Annotated in this window: 13 protein-coding genes and 1 other annotated feature; of the genes, 7 read left to right on the top strand and 6 right to left on the bottom strand. The window is 45.6% G+C overall.

Annotation, left to right across the window (positions count from 1 at the left end; translation table 11 throughout):
- Positions 1-39: 39 nt before the first annotated feature.
- From AC5O63_RS14525 to AC5O63_RS14515, 3 genes are all read right to left on the bottom strand, one after another.
- Complete coding sequence (locus tag AC5O63_RS14525; RefSeq protein ID WP_367937889.1) at positions 40-651, bottom strand: TIGR04211 family SH3 domain-containing protein; 612 nt, start codon at positions 649-651, stop codon at positions 40-42.
- A 174-nt stretch (positions 652-825) separates the two neighbouring features.
- Complete coding sequence (locus AC5O63_RS14520; RefSeq protein ID WP_486787618.1) at positions 826-2,085, bottom strand: inorganic phosphate transporter; 1,260 nt, start codon at positions 2,083-2,085, stop codon at positions 826-828.
- A gap of 132 nt (positions 2,086-2,217) precedes the next feature.
- Positions 2,218-2,898 (bottom strand): TIGR00153 family protein, encoded by a 681-nt coding sequence (locus tag AC5O63_RS14515; RefSeq protein ID WP_069667294.1) that lies wholly within the window; start codon positions 2,896-2,898, stop codon positions 2,218-2,220.
- Between the two features lie 206 nt (positions 2,899-3,104).
- Between AC5O63_RS14515 and AC5O63_RS14510 the strand changes: the two genes are divergently transcribed.
- Positions 3,105-4,622, top strand: a complete 1,518-nt coding sequence (locus AC5O63_RS14510; RefSeq protein ID WP_494505432.1) for a CYTH and CHAD domain-containing protein — start codon at positions 3,105-3,107, stop codon at positions 4,620-4,622.
- 15 nt (positions 4,623-4,637) lie between these two features.
- Here the strand turns inward: AC5O63_RS14510 and AC5O63_RS14505 are convergent, their stop codons facing one another.
- Positions 4,638-5,405, bottom strand: coding sequence for a potassium channel family protein (locus AC5O63_RS14505; RefSeq protein ID WP_494505431.1), 768 nt, complete (start codon positions 5,403-5,405; stop codon positions 4,638-4,640).
- Between the two features lie 111 nt (positions 5,406-5,516).
- Here AC5O63_RS14505 and AC5O63_RS14500 point away from each other — a divergent pair, with 111 nt between their 5' ends.
- The 3 genes from AC5O63_RS14500 to hldE all read left to right on the top strand — a co-directional run bounded on the left by AC5O63_RS14500 (position 5,517) and on the right by hldE (position 11,208).
- The gene (locus tag AC5O63_RS14500) at positions 5,517-6,773 is read left to right on the top strand and encodes a methyl-accepting chemotaxis protein (protein WP_494505430.1); all 1,257 of its coding nucleotides are present in this window, start codon (positions 5,517-5,519) and stop codon (positions 6,771-6,773) included.
- 111 nt (positions 6,774-6,884) lie between these two features.
- The gene (gene glnE, locus AC5O63_RS14495; protein ID WP_494505429.1) at positions 6,885-9,725 is read left to right on the top strand and encodes a bifunctional [glutamate--ammonia ligase]-adenylyl-L-tyrosine phosphorylase/[glutamate--ammonia-ligase] adenylyltransferase; all 2,841 of its coding nucleotides are present in this window, start codon (positions 6,885-6,887) and stop codon (positions 9,723-9,725) included.
- Between the two features lie 52 nt (positions 9,726-9,777).
- Positions 9,778-11,208, top strand: a complete 1,431-nt coding sequence (gene hldE, locus AC5O63_RS14490; protein WP_004744735.1) for a bifunctional D-glycero-beta-D-manno-heptose-7-phosphate kinase/D-glycero-beta-D-manno-heptose 1-phosphate adenylyltransferase HldE — start codon at positions 9,778-9,780, stop codon at positions 11,206-11,208.
- Between the two features lie 118 nt (positions 11,209-11,326).
- Here the strand turns inward: hldE and arcA are convergent, their stop codons facing one another.
- Entirely contained in the window at positions 11,327-12,043 is a 717-nt protein-coding gene (arcA, locus tag AC5O63_RS14485) for a two-component system response regulator ArcA (protein ID WP_038202903.1), read from the bottom strand.
- A gap of 326 nt (positions 12,044-12,369) precedes the next feature.
- Between arcA and AC5O63_RS14480 the strand changes: the two genes are divergently transcribed.
- Positions 12,370-12,759, top strand: a complete 390-nt coding sequence (locus AC5O63_RS14480) for a DUF3293 domain-containing protein (RefSeq protein ID WP_004744733.1) — start codon at positions 12,370-12,372, stop codon at positions 12,757-12,759.
- A 37-nt stretch (positions 12,760-12,796) separates the two neighbouring features.
- The gene (locus AC5O63_RS14475) at positions 12,797-13,282 is read left to right on the top strand and encodes a putative 4-hydroxy-4-methyl-2-oxoglutarate aldolase (protein WP_004744732.1); all 486 of its coding nucleotides are present in this window, start codon (positions 12,797-12,799) and stop codon (positions 13,280-13,282) included.
- Here the strand turns inward: AC5O63_RS14475 and AC5O63_RS14470 are convergent.
- Positions 13,279-13,740, bottom strand: a complete 462-nt coding sequence (locus tag AC5O63_RS14470; RefSeq protein ID WP_494505428.1) for a hypothetical protein — start codon at positions 13,738-13,740, stop codon at positions 13,279-13,281. The genes AC5O63_RS14475 and AC5O63_RS14470 overlap by 4 nt on opposite strands.
- A gap of 284 nt (positions 13,741-14,024) precedes the next feature.
- Positions 14,025-14,144, top strand: a sequence feature (Thr leader region).
- Between the two features lie 30 nt (positions 14,145-14,174).
- Between AC5O63_RS14470 and thrA the strand changes: the two genes are divergently transcribed.
- Positions 14,175-16,634, top strand: a complete 2,460-nt coding sequence (gene thrA, locus AC5O63_RS14465; RefSeq protein WP_494505427.1) for a bifunctional aspartate kinase/homoserine dehydrogenase I — start codon at positions 14,175-14,177, stop codon at positions 16,632-16,634.
- The last annotated feature ends 8 nt before the right edge of the window (positions 16,635-16,642 follow it).

Here is a 16,642-nt window from a genome sequence, read left to right as displayed (position 1 = left end):
CTCGGTGACCTTTTTCGTATCTAGCGTTTGCTGTAGCGATTACGCCCAGCCATTGTGAGAACGTTTTTTACGTGGAATGATGCTCGGTAGAATCAAACCGAATAGTAGACCTAGACCAGCGACACCGCCGCCGTACATAAAGTATTTAAGTAGTAGGTCATCTTTTTGCGTATCTAGTTTCGCACGTAGTTTACGAACTTCTTCCTGAGATGCCGACAGCTGTTTACTCATGTCGTTGTAGCCTTGCTCAAGCTCGCTAATCTGGTTGTTACGTGTTGCGAGAGAATCAACCAGACCCGCTTTCTCTTGGTCTGCATTCGAACGTGCATTGGCAAGCTTCTCTTTTACATCAGCTAGCTCTTTTTCTAGCTTAGGTAGACGAAGTGCCATACTCTCTTGTCGAGTTACGAAGCGGCTCTCAACCCAACCTTTACGACCTTTAGCATCTTCAATTTGTGTGTAGCCAGTATCACGGTTGGTTGAAACTTGCTTCACCTTATCACCTGCATCGACACTGCCGATGATGCGAAATTGGTTGCTAGGGCCAGAGTGCATGTAGGTAAATAGCTTATCAGAGATGTAACGGTCTTGAGCCATTGCTGCAGGAACAGCAAGCATTGATGCTAGAACGAAGCAAACCAGTTTTTTCACGGTAAATCCTTTAACAGTCTAAGAGGGTCTGCAAACCCATAATCTATTTCTTTGCTAACGCCAAATAGTAAGTAGTTTCTAGGTTGACTGCAACAAAGAAGGGAGGCTGAGCCTCCCTTTATGCGGTTTTGAGTCAATAATGACAGTGAGTTAACACATCACTGACCTTATTGATTAAATGAACATTGCTTGAATTGCGTAGAAGAACACAACTGCAAGTAGTGCACCTGCTGGTAGAGTTACAATCCATGAAGCAACAATGTTACGTACCACGCCTAGGTTTAGCGCTGCGATACCGCGAGCAAAACCAACACCAAGCACCGCACCAACCAGAGTTTGCGTCGTTGAGATAGGAAGACCAGTACCAGAAGCTAGAACCACAGTACATGCCGTTGCTAGCTGTGCAGCAAAACCACGGCTTGGCGTAAGTTCGGTGATACCCGTACCTACGGTAGCCATTACTTTATGGCCTAGAGTCGCAAGACCAACAACAATACCGAAACCACCTAGAGGTAGAATCCACCAAGCGATTGTGCTCTTACCTGTGATTTCACCCATGTGCTCAACTGTTGAAACAACAGCTGATAGTGGACCAATCGCGTTTGCTACGTCGTTCGAACCGTGTGCAAAAGCCATCGCACACGCTGTGATAACCATAAGTACGCTGAAGATACCTTCTACACCAGCAAAGCCGTGATCATCTTCGCGGCTAGCGAATTTCTTCTGAATGTAGAAGTAACCACCTGCCATAACGAGTGCAGAAACACCAGCTGCCCACATCCAAGCTTCACCGTTTGAAAGGTGCAGACCTACGTGCTTAAGGCCTTTCTTGATGGTTACCAGAGCGATAACCATAGTGGTGATAAACATGTATACAGGCACAAAGCGCTTAGCATTAAATAGCGGCTTTTCAGTATCGAAAATCAAACGTTGTGCGCTGACAAAGATTACGTAAGCAAAGAAACCTGAGATAACCGGGGTAATAATCCAGCTACCGACGATGCCTTGTACTGAGCCCCAGTCCACAGCTTCGGTACCAACAGATACACACGCAAAACCGATGATCGCACCGATGATTGAGTGAGTTGTTGATACAGGCCACCCCATGTAAGAGGCAAGCAGTAGCCAAGTACCCGCTGCAAGAAGTGCTGACATCATACCGTAGACAAGTACGTCAGGTTGATGAGCAAATAGGGACGTTTCAATTACGCCTTTACGGATAGTGTCGGTTACTTCACCCCCTGCAAGATATGCACCCGCAAATTCAAAGATCATCGCGATAATGATCGCTTGTTTCACGGTTAATGCTTTTGAACCTACTGATGTACCCATCGCATTGGCAACGTCATTCGCGCCAATACCAATCGCCATCAGAAAACCGAAAGCTGCTGCAATAATAATCAGGACAGTGCCGTAGTTCGCAAGGATATCCATCGTAATACCTAGTTGTTGATAACAAGCGGAGCAAAAATTCAGCACGACAAAACCCCTTCAGCGCGTCAGTATTTATCGCCTAGCAGGGGTGTGAACTAGTTAGATGCTCTTCGTTATTTGGTTAACTTATGTTTATGAGCGAGACAGCATCACTTCAAGACGCGCACCAACACGTTGCGCCTGATCAGCAATACCACCTACCCACTCTAGAATTTTGTAAAGGAACATCACATCAATCGGATTCAGATCCGCTTCAATCGCCATTAGGTCTTGGCGAAGTTGAATCTGCATCGCGTCCGTGTCGTCCTCAATCACATCCAGTTGGTGGATCATTTCAGCCACAAGTGTTACTTCACGGCCTTTAAATCCAGTTTCCAATAACTCATCAAGCTCATTGATAACTTTCTGCGCTTGTTCTGCTGCGTCTAAACAACGTTTTACGTACGCAATGAAGTTTTCTTGAAGAGGTGCAGGGATAGTCAATTGACGGCCATATACTCGGCCAGCAATGTCTTTTGCAAGGTTTGCTAGTTTGTCTTGCTGCGTAAGTAGTTCAAGCATATCGCTACGATCTACTGGCATAAACAAACCGCGAGGAAGTTTAAGACGAATTTCGCGCTTTAGTACGTCTGCTTCTTTCTCTAGGTGAGAAATCTGTGCACGAATTTCTGATGCTTTCTCCCAGTCACCCTTTGAACTTACTTCAAAGAAGTTAACGAGATGCGAGCAACATTCGTTTACACACACAACGTGGCGCTGCAAAGGTTTAATAGGGGACTTTGCAAATAACCCCATAATTGTATTTACTGGCATGGTCATTCAACCCAATTAATATAACCTAAAAACTAACATACACCATTTCATGGCGAAATGTTGAACGATGGCTATAAAGGCGCGCATGTTAACCCATTAAATCACTCATTAAAACTGTTTTAGATCATCATTAGCGCGATATTTCTTTCTTGCCGAGTAAGAAAATTGGCAATATCCTGTCTCTATCTGCTTTGAAAGGTATAGCTATGGAAACCGAGATAGAACTGAAGTTTTTTGTTTCTCCCGAATTTTCAGAGACTTTGCGTCAGAAAATATCAGAAACCAAAGTACTTCAGCACAGTTGTCGAGAGTTAGGTAACACCTATTTCGATACGCCTGACCAATGGTTGCGTCAGCACGATATTGGCCTTCGTATTCGTCGTTTTGACGATGTCTATGTGCAAACGGTGAAAACCGCCGGACGCGTGGTGGCGGGTCTACATCAGAGACCGGAATTCAACGCTGAACACGACAGCAACGACCCAGAGCTTACCCTTCATCCTCTAGATATTTGGCCAGCAGGCAAAGATGTAGCGACGTTACAAGCTGAGCTACAGCCACTGTTTGCCACTAACTTTACCCGTGAGCAATGGTTGATTGGGATGCCTGACGGCAGCCAAGTTGAAGTGGCCTTTGACCAAGGTAAAGTGGAGGCAAATGGTAAAGAAGACCCTATTTGTGAAGTGGAGCTTGAGTTGAAGTCGGGTCAAACCGATGCCTTGTTTACATTGGCAAGAAGTTTCTCTGAGCAAGGTGGGATGCGCCTAGGCAACTTAAGTAAAGCGGCTAAGGGCTACCGTTTGGCGATGGATTACCAAGGTGACGAAGTTAAGTCACTGCCTTTGGTTAAGACTGACAAAAGCGATACGGTTGAATCTTGCTTTATCAATTCTCTAGAGCATGCGCTATCTCATTGGCATTACCACGAGCAGATTTTTTCAGAGCGTGACTCTATTGAAGCGGTTCATGAAATCAAAAACTCGATCAGCTTTATTCGTCAGATCTTGACCGTTTATGGTGGTGTCGTCCCTCGTCGAGCCAGCGCTATCTTGCGTCAGGAGTTGAAATGGTTAGAACAAGATCTCGAATGGCTGCATGACTACGACTATTTAGATGACCTTCTAGATGATAAAGGCCATGCGTTGCGTAAATTAGATGCACGCAAATTCCTTGTTGGTGAGCTCAAACTTATGCAAGAGCAGCTACCAAGTCGCGAACAGATTTTAGAGCTGCTTAATTCTGCGCGCTACACTGGTCTGTTGCTCGATCTGAGTCGTTGGATCCTGACGCGCGGTTGGCAGCCTTTCTTAGATGAAAAATCCCGTGAGAAGATGTCACTTAATATTGAACACTTTTCCGTTCAACAATTGGATCGTACTTGGGCTGAGTTGATGGAGGCGTTTCCGCCAGAAAGAAGCTTAACGAGTGCCGACTATATTGAGCAGCAATACCGCTTGATGCGTAACCTTTATACAGGGGTGAGTTTTGCGAGCCTGTTTGACTTTGATGAGCGCGATAGTTTCCGCTTACCGTGGAGTGATTTGCTGCACGGTACTGATGATCTGCTTAAGCTAAAAACCTTAGAACAATTGGTTGAGAAGCTTGAAGGTGAAGAGCGTGAGCAATTAGAGCGCTGGTTAGCAAGGCAAGAAAGCTCAATTTTACATGCGATGGAGCAGACGCGAGTCATCTGTATCGAAGCCGAGCCATACTGGCAAGATTAATTGATAACGGGAACCTCAGGGTTCCCGTTTTTGTTTGTCTTGATTTCTTTCCAGCCGATCTAAGCGTTCAAGTATTTGGTTTTGTTTTTCGACTAACTCAAGCAGCAAGCGTTCTTTATTTTCCGAACGAGTGGTCTGTACTTTAGAGGGGGAGGTAATCATCGAGGTAACTAGGCCTGAAATCATACCAAACAAACCTACACCACAGATAATCAACCCCGCCGCTAAAATTCGCCCTGCATTGGTGACGGGGTAGTGATCCCCATAACCGACCGTTGAAATTGTCACTAGCGCCCACCACATCGCATCTCCACCATCACGAATATTGGCATCCGGTGAGTGGCCTTCAATAAACAGCATCATGCTTGATCCCGCAGTGAGTAAGATCACCATTAGCAATAAGATCGACGCTAATGTCGTTTCATGCTTGTTCTTGAGCAGTTGCTTGATCACGCTGCGGCTCGAGCGAATAACTAAGATCACTCGCAAAATTGAAAATAACCTTGCATAGCGCAAAGGCTCAATCATCGGGATACTTGCCACAAAGTCTATCCAGTGGCGTTTCATAAATTGCACACGATCTGTAGAACGGATCAAATCTACACCGAGTTGCAGTAGGAATATGCTACAGATTATAAAGTCGAGGCCGATAAGGACTTGTCGAGTTTCAGCGCGCAATGGAAAAAACAGTAAGCCAGAGATCACAAATAGCGCCATAAAAGACAAGATTAGTGATAGCAAGCTCATCGGTTTTGTATCGTCTTTGATATTATCTCTATTCATACGAGGCTCGAAATAAATAAAATGCAGTGAAACCAGAGGATTGGGTCTCAGTTACGCTCACTCTAGTACAAAGCGCTGCAAAGATAAAATTGACGAAATGGAGAATGGACAATGACCAAGATGGCATTTAAGCCATGGGAACGCGTGATCACGGATATTCGCCTTGTTCCTAAAATGGTAATGCTGATGGTGTTCAGTACGTTATTGATCATCGGCAAGCAGTTGTGGGATGCGAGTACATTTTATGATGCATTGCTAGCAGCGACACAAAATGCGCAAGTAGCACAACAGCACTATGAAGCCTATTTAGTCCAGGTTGTATGGCAAACCGTCATCATGATCGTGGTCTTCGTTATCCTTCTGTTATTTGCTGCACGCGTAATGCTGCGCCAGACCCAATACCTTAGCGACTCGATTAAAACCATGGCAGAGAAAGACCTATCAGTGCCAATCGAAATGGAATGCAAAGATGAGTACGGTGATGTCGCACGTGAGCTAGAAAAAACGCGAGTTCAGCTGCAAGAGATGATCAAACTGCAGGTGGATGCTTCTCAAGAGCTTGCGGGACTGACTGAGGTGATGACGCTTAGCATGTCTGAAACCAAAGAATCGGCACAGGAAGAATTCAATGAGATCGACCAACTGGCAACGGCGATGAGTGAGATGACCTCGACAGTGCAAACCGTCGCGGATCATGCACAAAACGCGTCAACATTGACGGAAAGTGCATCAGGGCAGGCAGCAACCGGTCAGCGTTTTGTTCAAGATACAGTGGTTAAGATTAGTGAGCTGTCACAAGATATTTCCGCTTCTGCTCAAGCGGTGAACCAAGTTGAAGAGAGCGTTGACTCTATCGGTAGCGTGGTAGGCACCATTCAAGGTATTTCAGAGCAAACTAACCTATTGGCTTTGAATGCCGCTATTGAGGCTGCCCGAGCGGGTGAAGCTGGTCGCGGCTTTGCTGTGGTGGCTGATGAAGTGCGTAACCTTGCACAGCGAACTCAGCAAGCAACCGTAGAAATTCAAGAGATGATCACTCAGCTACAGTCGAGCGCAAACTCAGCAGTTGAGTTGATGGAGAAAAGCGTAGTAGAAGCGGCAGAAGGGGTAGAACTTGTTACTAATGCAGGCAGCGAACTGGATGGCATTGTTGGTCAAGTAAACCAGATCAATGATATGAACTTCCAAATCGCAACCGCAGCAGGCCAACAAAGTAGTGTGGCTGGTGAAATGAACCAAAACCTAACCAATGTTCGTGAGTTAGTTGAAGCCTCGGTTACAGTGGTTTCTGAGCTACTTGAAACGTCGGAAATTATGCAGCAAAACGCGGAAGAGTTAGATAAGAAGATCACTTCATTTAAAGTCTAGCTTCTCAACTTACTCCTTATAAACGCTCACTGGCTACTAGTGGGCGTTTTTTATTGGTATAAATAAGGGGTTACTCTTCTCTCGATTGGTATTTTTCTACAAGGAAGAATCATGCAACTGCCCGAAAGTCTTACTGCAATTTCTCACTCTGCTCTGGAATCACTCTCTACCTCTCAAGCGTTGAATAGCTGGTCAACGGATCTAAAAGAACAGCTTGGTTATGTGACTGGCTTGAGTAAGTTTATTAGCCAGACTTTAAGTAGCGATGAAGAACTGGTGCAAGCACTTCCAGCCATGTTGGCTGAAGAGTCACGTTGCGAACAGTACCGACAACGATTATCACAGCTACTTGAATCGTGTAGTGATGAAATGCAGGGTCATCGTGTGTTAAGGCAGTTTCGCAACCGAGAGATGACTTACATTGCCTGGCGAGATTTTACGGCGTCATGGTCATTAGAGCAGAGTCTAGAGCATCTGTCACAGCTTGCGGAAGCGATGATTTTTGAAACCTACCAATGGCAGTACAAAGTGTGTTGCGAGTTGTGGGGTACACCGACCAATGCGCAAGGTGAAGCGCAACCTATGCTAATTATTGGTATGGGTAAACTCGGTGGTGGTGAGCTCAACTTCTCATCGGATATCGATCTGATCTTTACCTATCCAGAAAACGGTGAAACTCAAGGTGCTCGTCGCAGTATCGCTAATGCTCAATTTTTTACTCGACTAGGTCAGAGAATCATTAAAGCGCTCGATCAGCAGACTTTCGATGGTTTCTGTTACCGAGTCGATATGCGCCTGCGCCCGTTTGGAGATAGCGGGCCACTGGTGATGAGTTACGCGGCACTAGAAGATTACTACCAAGAGCAAGGGCGCGATTGGGAACGTTATGCGATGATCAAAGCGCGTGTGATGGGACGCGAGATGTACCCTGAATACCAAGAGCTGCGTCAAATGCTGCGCCCTTTCGTCTTCCGTCGCTACATCGATTTTAGTGCGATTCAATCTTTGCGCCGTATGAAATCGATGATCAGTAGCGAAGTGCGTCGCCGTGGGCTAAGCAACAATATTAAGCTTGGCGCGGGTGGTATACGTGAAATTGAATTTATTGCTCAAGTGTTCCAGCTTATCCGCGGTGGCCGCGAACCGAGCTTACGTCAACGTGGCTTGTTAGATACACTTGATGCGATTGAAGAGTTAGAACAGCTTAATGCCGAAGAAACAGAGCACTTACGTAATGCGTATAAGTTTTTACGTCGCTTAGAAAACTTACTGCAGGCAATGGCAGATAAGCAAACACAGACCTTGCCAGAATCGGATACCGAACAGCTTCAGCTAGCGGTGGCGATGGGCTATAGCCAGTGGCAAGATCTTATTGCTGAAGTGCAACAGCATATGGCCAATGTTCATGCCGTTTTTGCCACATTGATCGGTGAAGAAGAGGAAGAGCAGCAGGACATTGCCAAGCACTTTACCGAGCTGTGGGATATGGCGGCTAAGCAAGATGTGATAGAGCATATCTTAGAGCATGATATTCAAGCCGATGATCCACAGCAAATGGCGCAAACCATTATCCAATTTAAGCAAGATTTGGCTAAGAAAACCCTTGGCCCCCGTGGCCGTGAAGTGCTTAACAAGCTGATGCCGAAGATCTTCTCGGCCATCTATAGCCATCAAGATGCTAAGTTTGGCCTGCCGCGCGTGTTGCATTTACTGCATAAGATTGTCACTCGAACCACCTATTTGGAGCTACTTGATGAGCACCAAGCGGCTCTAGTCCAGCTAGTTCGTTTGTGTACCGCAAGCCCGATGATTTCTGAGCAACTGGGTCGTTATCCAATCTTGCTTGATGAGCTTATTGACCCGCAGCAGCTATATAACCCAGTTCCACTTGAAAGTTATCGCACGGAACTGCGTGACTTCCTTGCTCGCATCCCAGAAGATGATATGGAGCAGCAGATGGAGGCGCTACGCCAGTTTAAGCAGATCTGTATCTTAAGAATTGCTGCCGCAGATATTGCGGGTGTTTTACCTGTAATGAAAGTGAGTGATCACTTAACTTATCTCGCAGAAGCGATCGTTGAGTCGGTAGTGAGCCAAGCTTGGCTGCAGATGACAGAGAAATATGGTGAGCCGACTCATATTAAAGAGCGCGATGGCAAAGGCTTTGCAGTAGTGGGCTACGGTAAAGTGGGAGGCTGGGAGCTCGGCTATAACTCAGACTTAGATATCGTCTTTATGCATGACTGTCCGGTCCACGTTTATACCGATGGTAAAAAAGAGATTGATGGCCGCCAGTTCTACTTACGCTTAGCGCAACGCGTGATTCATATCTTCTCTACGCGAACCGCATCAGGGATACTGTATGAAGTCGACACTCGCTTACGCCCTTCTGGCGCTTCTGGCTTATTGGTAAGCCCTACTGACGCGTTTGATGAGTATCAGCGTGATGAGGCTTGGACTTGGGAGCATCAGGCACTTGTTCGGGCGCGGATGATTTACGGAGATGCTCCCCTGCAGCAAGCTTTTGCACAAACACGCCACGATATTCTCTGTCTAGAGCGTGACGAAGCTAAACTGGTTAAAGATGTCTCTGAAATGCGAGTCAAAATGCGAGATCACTTGGGCGGCAAGAAAGCAGGGCGCTTTATGCTTAAACAAGATCCGGGTGGTATCACCGACGTTGAATTTTTAGCTCAATACCTTGTCTTACGCTACAGTCATCAAAAGCCTAAGCTTACTCGTTGGAGTGACAATGTACGTATATTTGAAAGCATGATGGCACAAGGCATTATGGATGAAGGAGCTGCGATGGCGCTCACTCATGCCTACACGACAATGCGAGATCAGATCCACCATCGCAACTTATTAAGCCTTGATGCCGATGTGGCAGATGAAAAATTACTCAAAGAGCGTGAGCTTGTGACTAAGCTATGGCACGAGTGGTTAGAATAACGTCGATCCTTTATGTTAAACTCTTGCCCGAATTAGAATTTGGAGAACCACAATGAAGCCAATCCTACCGAACTACAGCGATTCTGGCGTGCTTATTATCGGCGACGTGATGTTAGATCGCTATTGGTATGGGCCGACGGGGCGTATTTCACCAGAAGCACCAGTACCTGTAGTAAAAGTAGAAAACAATGAAGAGCGTCCTGGTGGTGCTGCCAACGTTGCGATGAATATCGCCTCTCTTGGTGGTCATGCTCATATTGTTGGTTTAACAGGGATTGATGAACCTGCCAAAGTACTTAACGAGACGCTTTCTGCTCTAAAAGTGAAATGTGACTTTGTTGGACTGCCAAACTACCCAACGATTACTAAGCTACGTGTATTAAGCCGTGGTCAGCAACTGATTCGTTTAGACTTTGAAGACAAATTTGAAAACGTTGATGCTGAGCTGATTCTCGATCGTATGGAACAAGCGCTACCAAAAGTGAAGTCAGTGGTGCTATCTGATTACGCTAAAGGTGCACTAGAGCATGTTCAGCAGTTCATCCAAAAAGCACGCGCCGCTAAAGTGCCGGTATTCATCGACCCGAAAGGTGCAGACTTTGAACGTTACCGTGGTGCGACGCTACTGACACCAAACATGGCGGAATTTGAGCATGTGGTTGGTAAAGTAAAAACAGATGAAGAGCTAGTCGAGAAAGGCTTAGCACTGATTGAAGAATTTGACTTCGAAGCACTACTGGTGACTCGTAGTGAACATGGCATGACACTACTACGCCGTGGTCAAGAACCTTTCCACCTTCCAACTCAAGCGAAAGAAGTCTACGACGTAACGGGTGCGGGTGATACGGTTATTTCGGTACTGGCTGCCTCTGTCGCAGCGGGTAAACCGTTGGATCAAGCTTGTGCACTTGCCAATGCTGCCGCTGGTGTTGTTGTTGGTAAGCTAGGTACATCAACCGTTTCAACCATTGAACTTGCTGAAGCGGTACATGGTAGCCAAGATACTGACTTTGGTGTGATTGGGGAGCAGGCGCTGATTGAAGCGGTTAAGAAAGCACAGTCGAAAGGCGAGAAGGTTGTCATGACCAATGGCTGTTTTGATATTCTTCACGCAGGCCATGTTTCTTACCTAAACCACGCTGCTGAGCTAGGCGACCGCTTGATTGTTGCTGTTAATACTGATGAATCAGTGAAACGCCTTAAAGGCCCAGGCCGCCCGGTGAACCCTACTGATCGTCGTATGGCAGTATTAGCTGGTCTTGGTGCGGTTGATTGGGTGGTGCCTTTCGGTGAAGATACACCGCAGCGCTTGATCTCTGAAGTTCTACCTGACTTGCTAGTAAAAGGCGGAGACTACAAACCTGAAGAGATTGCGGGTGGTAAAGAAGTGATCGCTAATGGTGGTGAAGTTAAAGTGCTTAACTTTGAAGATGGTTGTTCAACGACTGAGATCATCGATGCTATCAAAGGTGGCCGCGGCTAACCGAAGGTCAATAGACCCTAACAACGAATGAAAAATGCTCGCTAAATAGCGAGCATTTTTATATCCAATACATACAAAAATGGAGCCGATTGGCTCCATTTTTTTGATAAAGAGTCGATTACTCTTCTAGATCACCACAGAAGCGGTAGCCTTCACCGTGAATCGTTGCAATGATTTCTGGTGTACCAGAAACTGATTCAAAGTGCTTACGAATACGACGAATCGTTACGTCAACAGTACGGTCGTGTGGCTTAAGTTCGCGACCTGTCATTTTCTTCAGCAGGTCTGCACGTGTCTGAATTTTGCCTGGGTTTTCACAGAAGTGAAGTAGAGCACGGAACTCAGAACGCGGTAGCTTGTAGCCATCGCCGCTTGGGCTAACCAGTGAGCGACTGTTGATATCAAGTACCCAACCATTGAACTCGTATTTCTCTACGCTGCGCTTTTCTTCGCTAACTGCGCTTGAATTCATCGAGCGATTCAGTAGGTTGCGAGCACGGATAGTCAGTTCACGTGGGTTAAACGGTTTGGTGATGTAATCGTCAGCACCAATTTCTAGACCAAGAATCTTATCAACTTCATTGTCACGGCCTGTTAAGAACATTAGTGCAACGTTAGCTTGCTCACGCAGTTCGCGAGCGAGCAGTAGACCATTCTTGCCTGGTAGGTTGATGTCCATAATGACCAAGTTCACTTGGTTATCAGACAGCACCTGGTGCATCTCTTCACCGTCACTGGCCTCAAAAACAGCGTATCCCTCTGCTTCAAAAATACTCTTTAGAGTGTTACGAGTTACTTGCTCATCTTCAACAATAAGAATGTGCGGGGTTTGCATTGGCGGTACCTAAACTTGTGAAAAATTTGTGCTAATAGAATAAATTCTAGGCAAAAACATAACATACAGGTAATGTGATGTTGATAATAAACCAAAGACTGTAAAAATACACTCTCTTTGATCGCCCGCCATCCTTGGTGCTGCTTTTCTACGCTGAAGAGGTCCCTAATCCTCTACATTCTACTAGTCTTTGAGGCGGATTCTATAATGTTAACAGCATGCTAACAACGTAGAAATGTTAATTCCAATCACTTTGTTGATTTATATCAAGAGTTAGAATGTAACAAATATTAATAGTATCTATTAAATGTATAACTTGTGGTTTTATGGCAATTGATTCTGACCTCTGGCAAGCCTACTGCGATCCTTACTTTCGTTTTGAGCGACAACTAATGTGCAGCCAGTTTGCTATTATTACAGCTTGGAACCCGAAAAGTATTTGGCTGTCAAAAAGTGATAATGACAGAAATAATCAACACTTAGCTCAAGAAGTGAGCCATACTTGTTGGTGTGGTGTCCAAGTGGGCAATAAGGATTTTACTTGGTTTGAAGAGAGTTTTGCTGTTCAAATTAGCCAACACGAGGCGTTAGAGTTAGGGCGAAAATACCAACAAAACGCCATCTATTATGTCGAAGGAGAGAGGCTATTTCTCCTTTCCTGCTTAGAAGAACAAAGCAAGGTCGCGCTAGGCAATTGGCGCAGCCGCTGTCGATAGGATTCGATTTTTAATTTTGGAAGTTCATGGAGGAAAAATGAAAGATATAACCCCTGATATTTGTGATAAGCATGAAGATAAGGTCACTCTGCTAGAGTTACCTCTACACAGCTTTGGTCAAAAGTTTGCCTTTTACGGTGAAATTGTCACGGTGCGCTGCTATCACGATAATTCAAAAGTTAGAGAAATGCTGAGCCAAGATGGTACGGGAAAAGTACTGGTTGTCGATGGACATGGCTCTTGCCAGAAAGCCTTGTTAGGCGATCAACTGGCGATCTTGGCTATCGATAATAACTGGGAAGGTGTGATCGTCAATGGTGCCGTTCGAGATGTCGGCATGATGGCCGAAATGGAGTTGGGTATTAAAGCCTTGGGGACTTGTCCATTTAAGACAGAGAAACGTGGTGCTGGGGAAGTGAATGTCACACTGACAATACATAACCAGATGATTCAACCGGGCGATTATATTTATGCGGATTGGAATGGCGTCTTGATGTCCACCGAACTGCTAGATTGGAGCTAGAACCTAAAACCTAGCCCTACTTCAACCCCTTTTTGCCACTCTTGGTAGTCGAGAGTGGCATGCACATCTAAATTGTCTGTGAGTTTCATTCGGCTTGATACCTCGGCCGCAATACTGGATTCTTTTCCTTCTGATAAGGTCTCATCGCTGTAAGAGTGCAAGGTACTTTGTACCGAGACTCTTGGTGTCAATTGATAACTCACACCACTTAAAAAACCAGTCTCGTTAATTTTATCGCTGTTGTTAAGTCGCGCCCCGACATAAAGATCGACTTTGTCGAAGAGATTGTAAGAGTAGCCACCATCAATTTTCCAAGAATCAAAATCATACTGATCGTTTTCAGTCGATAAAAAGATCTTATGTGGCGAAGTGGATTGCTGAGAAGGTAAGGGAGGCAGTTCGGTTGCAAACAACGGGCAGGCACATAGTAGCGCTGATAGGCTTAGTATTATTTTCATATGCCACTCCTTTGTTATTGTCTGCTTTCCACTGCAAAACTAATTAAAGCATAAAACGAACGAACTAGTTGCAAGTTTTATATAGCAATTAGTTATTATGATATGTGCTAATGGTTTCATTGATTGTTGCAATCGATGATTAACATGATGAGATGTTGTGAATGCGAGTGAGCCTGAGTGTGAACAAAAAATAGTAACTTTTCGTTGACGGGAGCAGGAAAAATAAGGTAAACGTATAGGTAAGCAAACACACATCGTAAAGATAATTAAGAATATGCAGCACCAACGCCTAGTAATGACCACAACCATTATTATTACCGACATCGCTATTGTTGGGGCAGGCTGCTAAGCGAAAGAAATTTTAGAAAAAGGCCTGTATCCCACCAGATACAGGCCTTTTTTTATGCCAATTTATGACCTATTTGGAGGAAGGGATGCGAGTTTTAAAGTTTGGAGGTTCATCATTAGCGGATGCTGATCGTTTTTTAAGAGCGGCAGATATCATTGCTAATAATGCCCAGCAAGAAGAAGTGGCGGTTGTGCTTTCAGCACCGGGTAAAACCACCAATAAGTTAGTTTCTGTGATTGAAGGCGCGTTAAAAAATGGTGAGGCTGAGCTACAAATTGCTGAGCTCGAAGATTCTTTCCGCGACCTTTTCCAAGATATCAAACAAGTGCTGCCAAACATTGATGGCAGTGGTTACGACAACCAAGTTAAAACTTCTCTAACTCAGTTACGTCAGTTCGTTCATGGCATCAACCTTTTAGGCATGTGCCCAGACAACGTTAATGCTCGCATTATCAGTAAAGGTGAGCGCGTTTCTATCCAACTAATGAAGGCGGTATTAGAAGCGAAAGGGCAAGCGGCAAGCCTGATTGATCCTGTTCAGTACCTATTTGCTCGCGGTGAGCATTTAGAAGCGATGGTTGATGTTGAAGTTTCAACGCAAAACTTCCGTCAAAACCCTCTTCCTCAAGGTCACGTTAACATCATGCCTGGTTTTACTGCGGGTAATGAAGATGGCGAATTAGTCACGCTAGGTCGAAACGGCTCAGATTACTCAGCGGCAGTATTGGCTGCATGTCTGCGCGCCGATTGCTGTGAGATTTGGACTGACGTAGATGGCGTCTACAACTGTGACCCTCGCCTAGTCGATGATGCGCGTCTACTTAAATCGCTCAGTTACCAAGAGGCAATGGAGCTCTCTTACTTTGGTGCTTCCGTTCTGCACCCTAAAACCATTGCGCCTATCGCTCAGTTCCACATTCCTTGTTTGATTAAAAACAGCTTTAACCCACAAGGCGCGGGTACTTTAATCGGTCAAGATACAGGTGAAGACAATCTAGCGATTAAAGGGATCACGACGCTTAGCGACCTAACGATGGTTAACGTGTCTGGCCCAGGTATGAAAGGCATGGTTGGCATGGCGAGCCGAGTGTTCGGTGCAATGTCTTCGGCAGGTGTCTCTATTGTGCTGATTACTCAGTCTTCTTCTGAATACAGCATCAGTTTTTGTATTGAAGCACAAGACAAAGAAATTGCTGAGCAAGCACTGAGCGAGACTTTCGAACTTGAGCTTAAAGATGGTCTACTAGAGCCTGTCGAATTTATCAGTGACGTGGCTATCGTAACGCTAGTGGGTGACGGCATGCGCACATCACGTGGTGTGGCTTCGCAATTCTTCTCTTCTCTAGCAGAAGTGAACGTCAACATTGTCGCTATTGCACAAGGTTCTTCGGAGCGTGCGATCTCAGCGGTGATTCCGGAAGATAAGATCTCTGAAGCGATCAAGGCGTGTCATGAGAATCTATTTAACTCGAAACACTTCCTCGATGTGTTTGTTGTTGGTGTCGGTGGTGTCGGCGGTGAGCTGTTGGATCAGATTCAACGTCAGCAAGCTAAATTAGCAGAAAAAGGCATTATCCTTCGAGTATGTGGCCTAGCAAACAGCAAGGGGCTACTACTAGATAGTGAAGGGCTACCGCTCGATCATTGGCGCGATCGCATGAAAGATGCTTCCGAAGAGTTTACTTTGGCTCGCTTGATCTCTCTTGTTCAACGTAACCACATCATCAACCCTGTGCTGGTGGATTGTACTTCAAGTGAATCTATCGCCAATCAGTACGCAGATTTCTTGGCAGCAGGCTTCCACGTTGTCACACCAAACAAGAAAGCCAATACGTCGAGCATGGCTTACTACCACCAATTGCGCGATGTTGCGCGTAGCTCTCGCCGCAAATTGATGTACGAAACAACGGTAGGTGCTGGTCTACCAGTTATCGAAAACCTACAGAACCTTATTTCTGCAGGTGATGAACTTGAACGCTTTAGTGGCATTTTATCTGGTTCACTCTCTTACATCTTCGGCAAGCTTGATGAAGGTATGACGCTAAGCCAAGCGACCAACATTGCCAAAGACAATGGCTTTACAGAGCCTGACCCACGTGATGACCTTTCAGGTATGGATGTAGCGCGTAAGCTACTTATTCTTGCTCGTGAAGCGGGTATGAACCTTGAGCTTGAAGATGTGATCGTCGATCAAGCATTGCCACCTGGCTTTGATGATTCAGGCAGCGTAGAAGAGTTTATGGCTCGCCTTCCAGAAGCGGACGCTTACTTTAAGGAGCAATCTGCTCAAGCCGCTGAAGAGGGCAAAGTACTGCGTTATGTGGGTGAAATTGCAGATGGCCAGTGCCGCGTTAGCATTGCCGCAGTAGATGAAAATGATCCAATGTTTAAGATTAAAGATGGTGAGAACGCACTGGCATTCTACAGCCGCTACTACCAACCAATTCCGCTTGTATTACGCGGTTACGGTGCGGGTACTGAAGTAACAGCGGCAGGCGTTTTCTCAGACGTGATGCGTACATTAGGTTGGAAGCTAGGAGTTTAGAATATGAG

This window comes from Vibrio sp. SCP2, from assembly GCF_059295395.1.
This window is presented reverse-complemented; position numbering and strand designations above follow the sequence as displayed.

Bases quoted from the DNA above. Each gene is read 5' to 3' on its own strand.
- AC5O63_RS14520 (WP_486787618.1), bottom strand. From the start codon at position 2,085: ATGGATATCCTTGCGAACTACGGCACTGTCCTGATTATTATTGCAGCA.
- AC5O63_RS14515 (WP_069667294.1), bottom strand. From the start codon at position 2,898: ATGCCAGTAAATACAATTATGGGGTTATTTGCAAAGTCCCCTATTAAA.
- AC5O63_RS14510 (WP_494505432.1), top strand. From the start codon at position 3,105: ATGGAAACCGAGATAGAACTGAAGTTTTTTGTTTCTCCCGAATTTTCA.
- AC5O63_RS14505 (WP_494505431.1), bottom strand. From the start codon at position 5,405: ATGAATAGAGATAATATCAAAGACGATACAAAACCGATGAGCTTGCTA.
- AC5O63_RS14500 (WP_494505430.1), top strand. From the start codon at position 5,517: ATGACCAAGATGGCATTTAAGCCATGGGAACGCGTGATCACGGATATT.
- glnE (WP_494505429.1), top strand. From the start codon at position 6,885: ATGCAACTGCCCGAAAGTCTTACTGCAATTTCTCACTCTGCTCTGGAA.
- hldE (WP_004744735.1), top strand. From the start codon at position 9,778: ATGAAGCCAATCCTACCGAACTACAGCGATTCTGGCGTGCTTATTATC.
- arcA (WP_038202903.1), bottom strand. From the start codon at position 12,043: ATGCAAACCCCGCACATTCTTATTGTTGAAGATGAGCAAGTAACTCGT.
- AC5O63_RS14480 (WP_004744733.1), top strand. From the start codon at position 12,370: ATGGCAATTGATTCTGACCTCTGGCAAGCCTACTGCGATCCTTACTTT.
- AC5O63_RS14475 (WP_004744732.1), top strand. From the start codon at position 12,797: ATGAAAGATATAACCCCTGATATTTGTGATAAGCATGAAGATAAGGTC.
- AC5O63_RS14470 (WP_494505428.1), bottom strand. From the start codon at position 13,740: ATGAAAATAATACTAAGCCTATCAGCGCTACTATGTGCCTGCCCGTTG.
- thrA (WP_494505427.1), top strand. From the start codon at position 14,175: ATGCGAGTTTTAAAGTTTGGAGGTTCATCATTAGCGGATGCTGATCGT.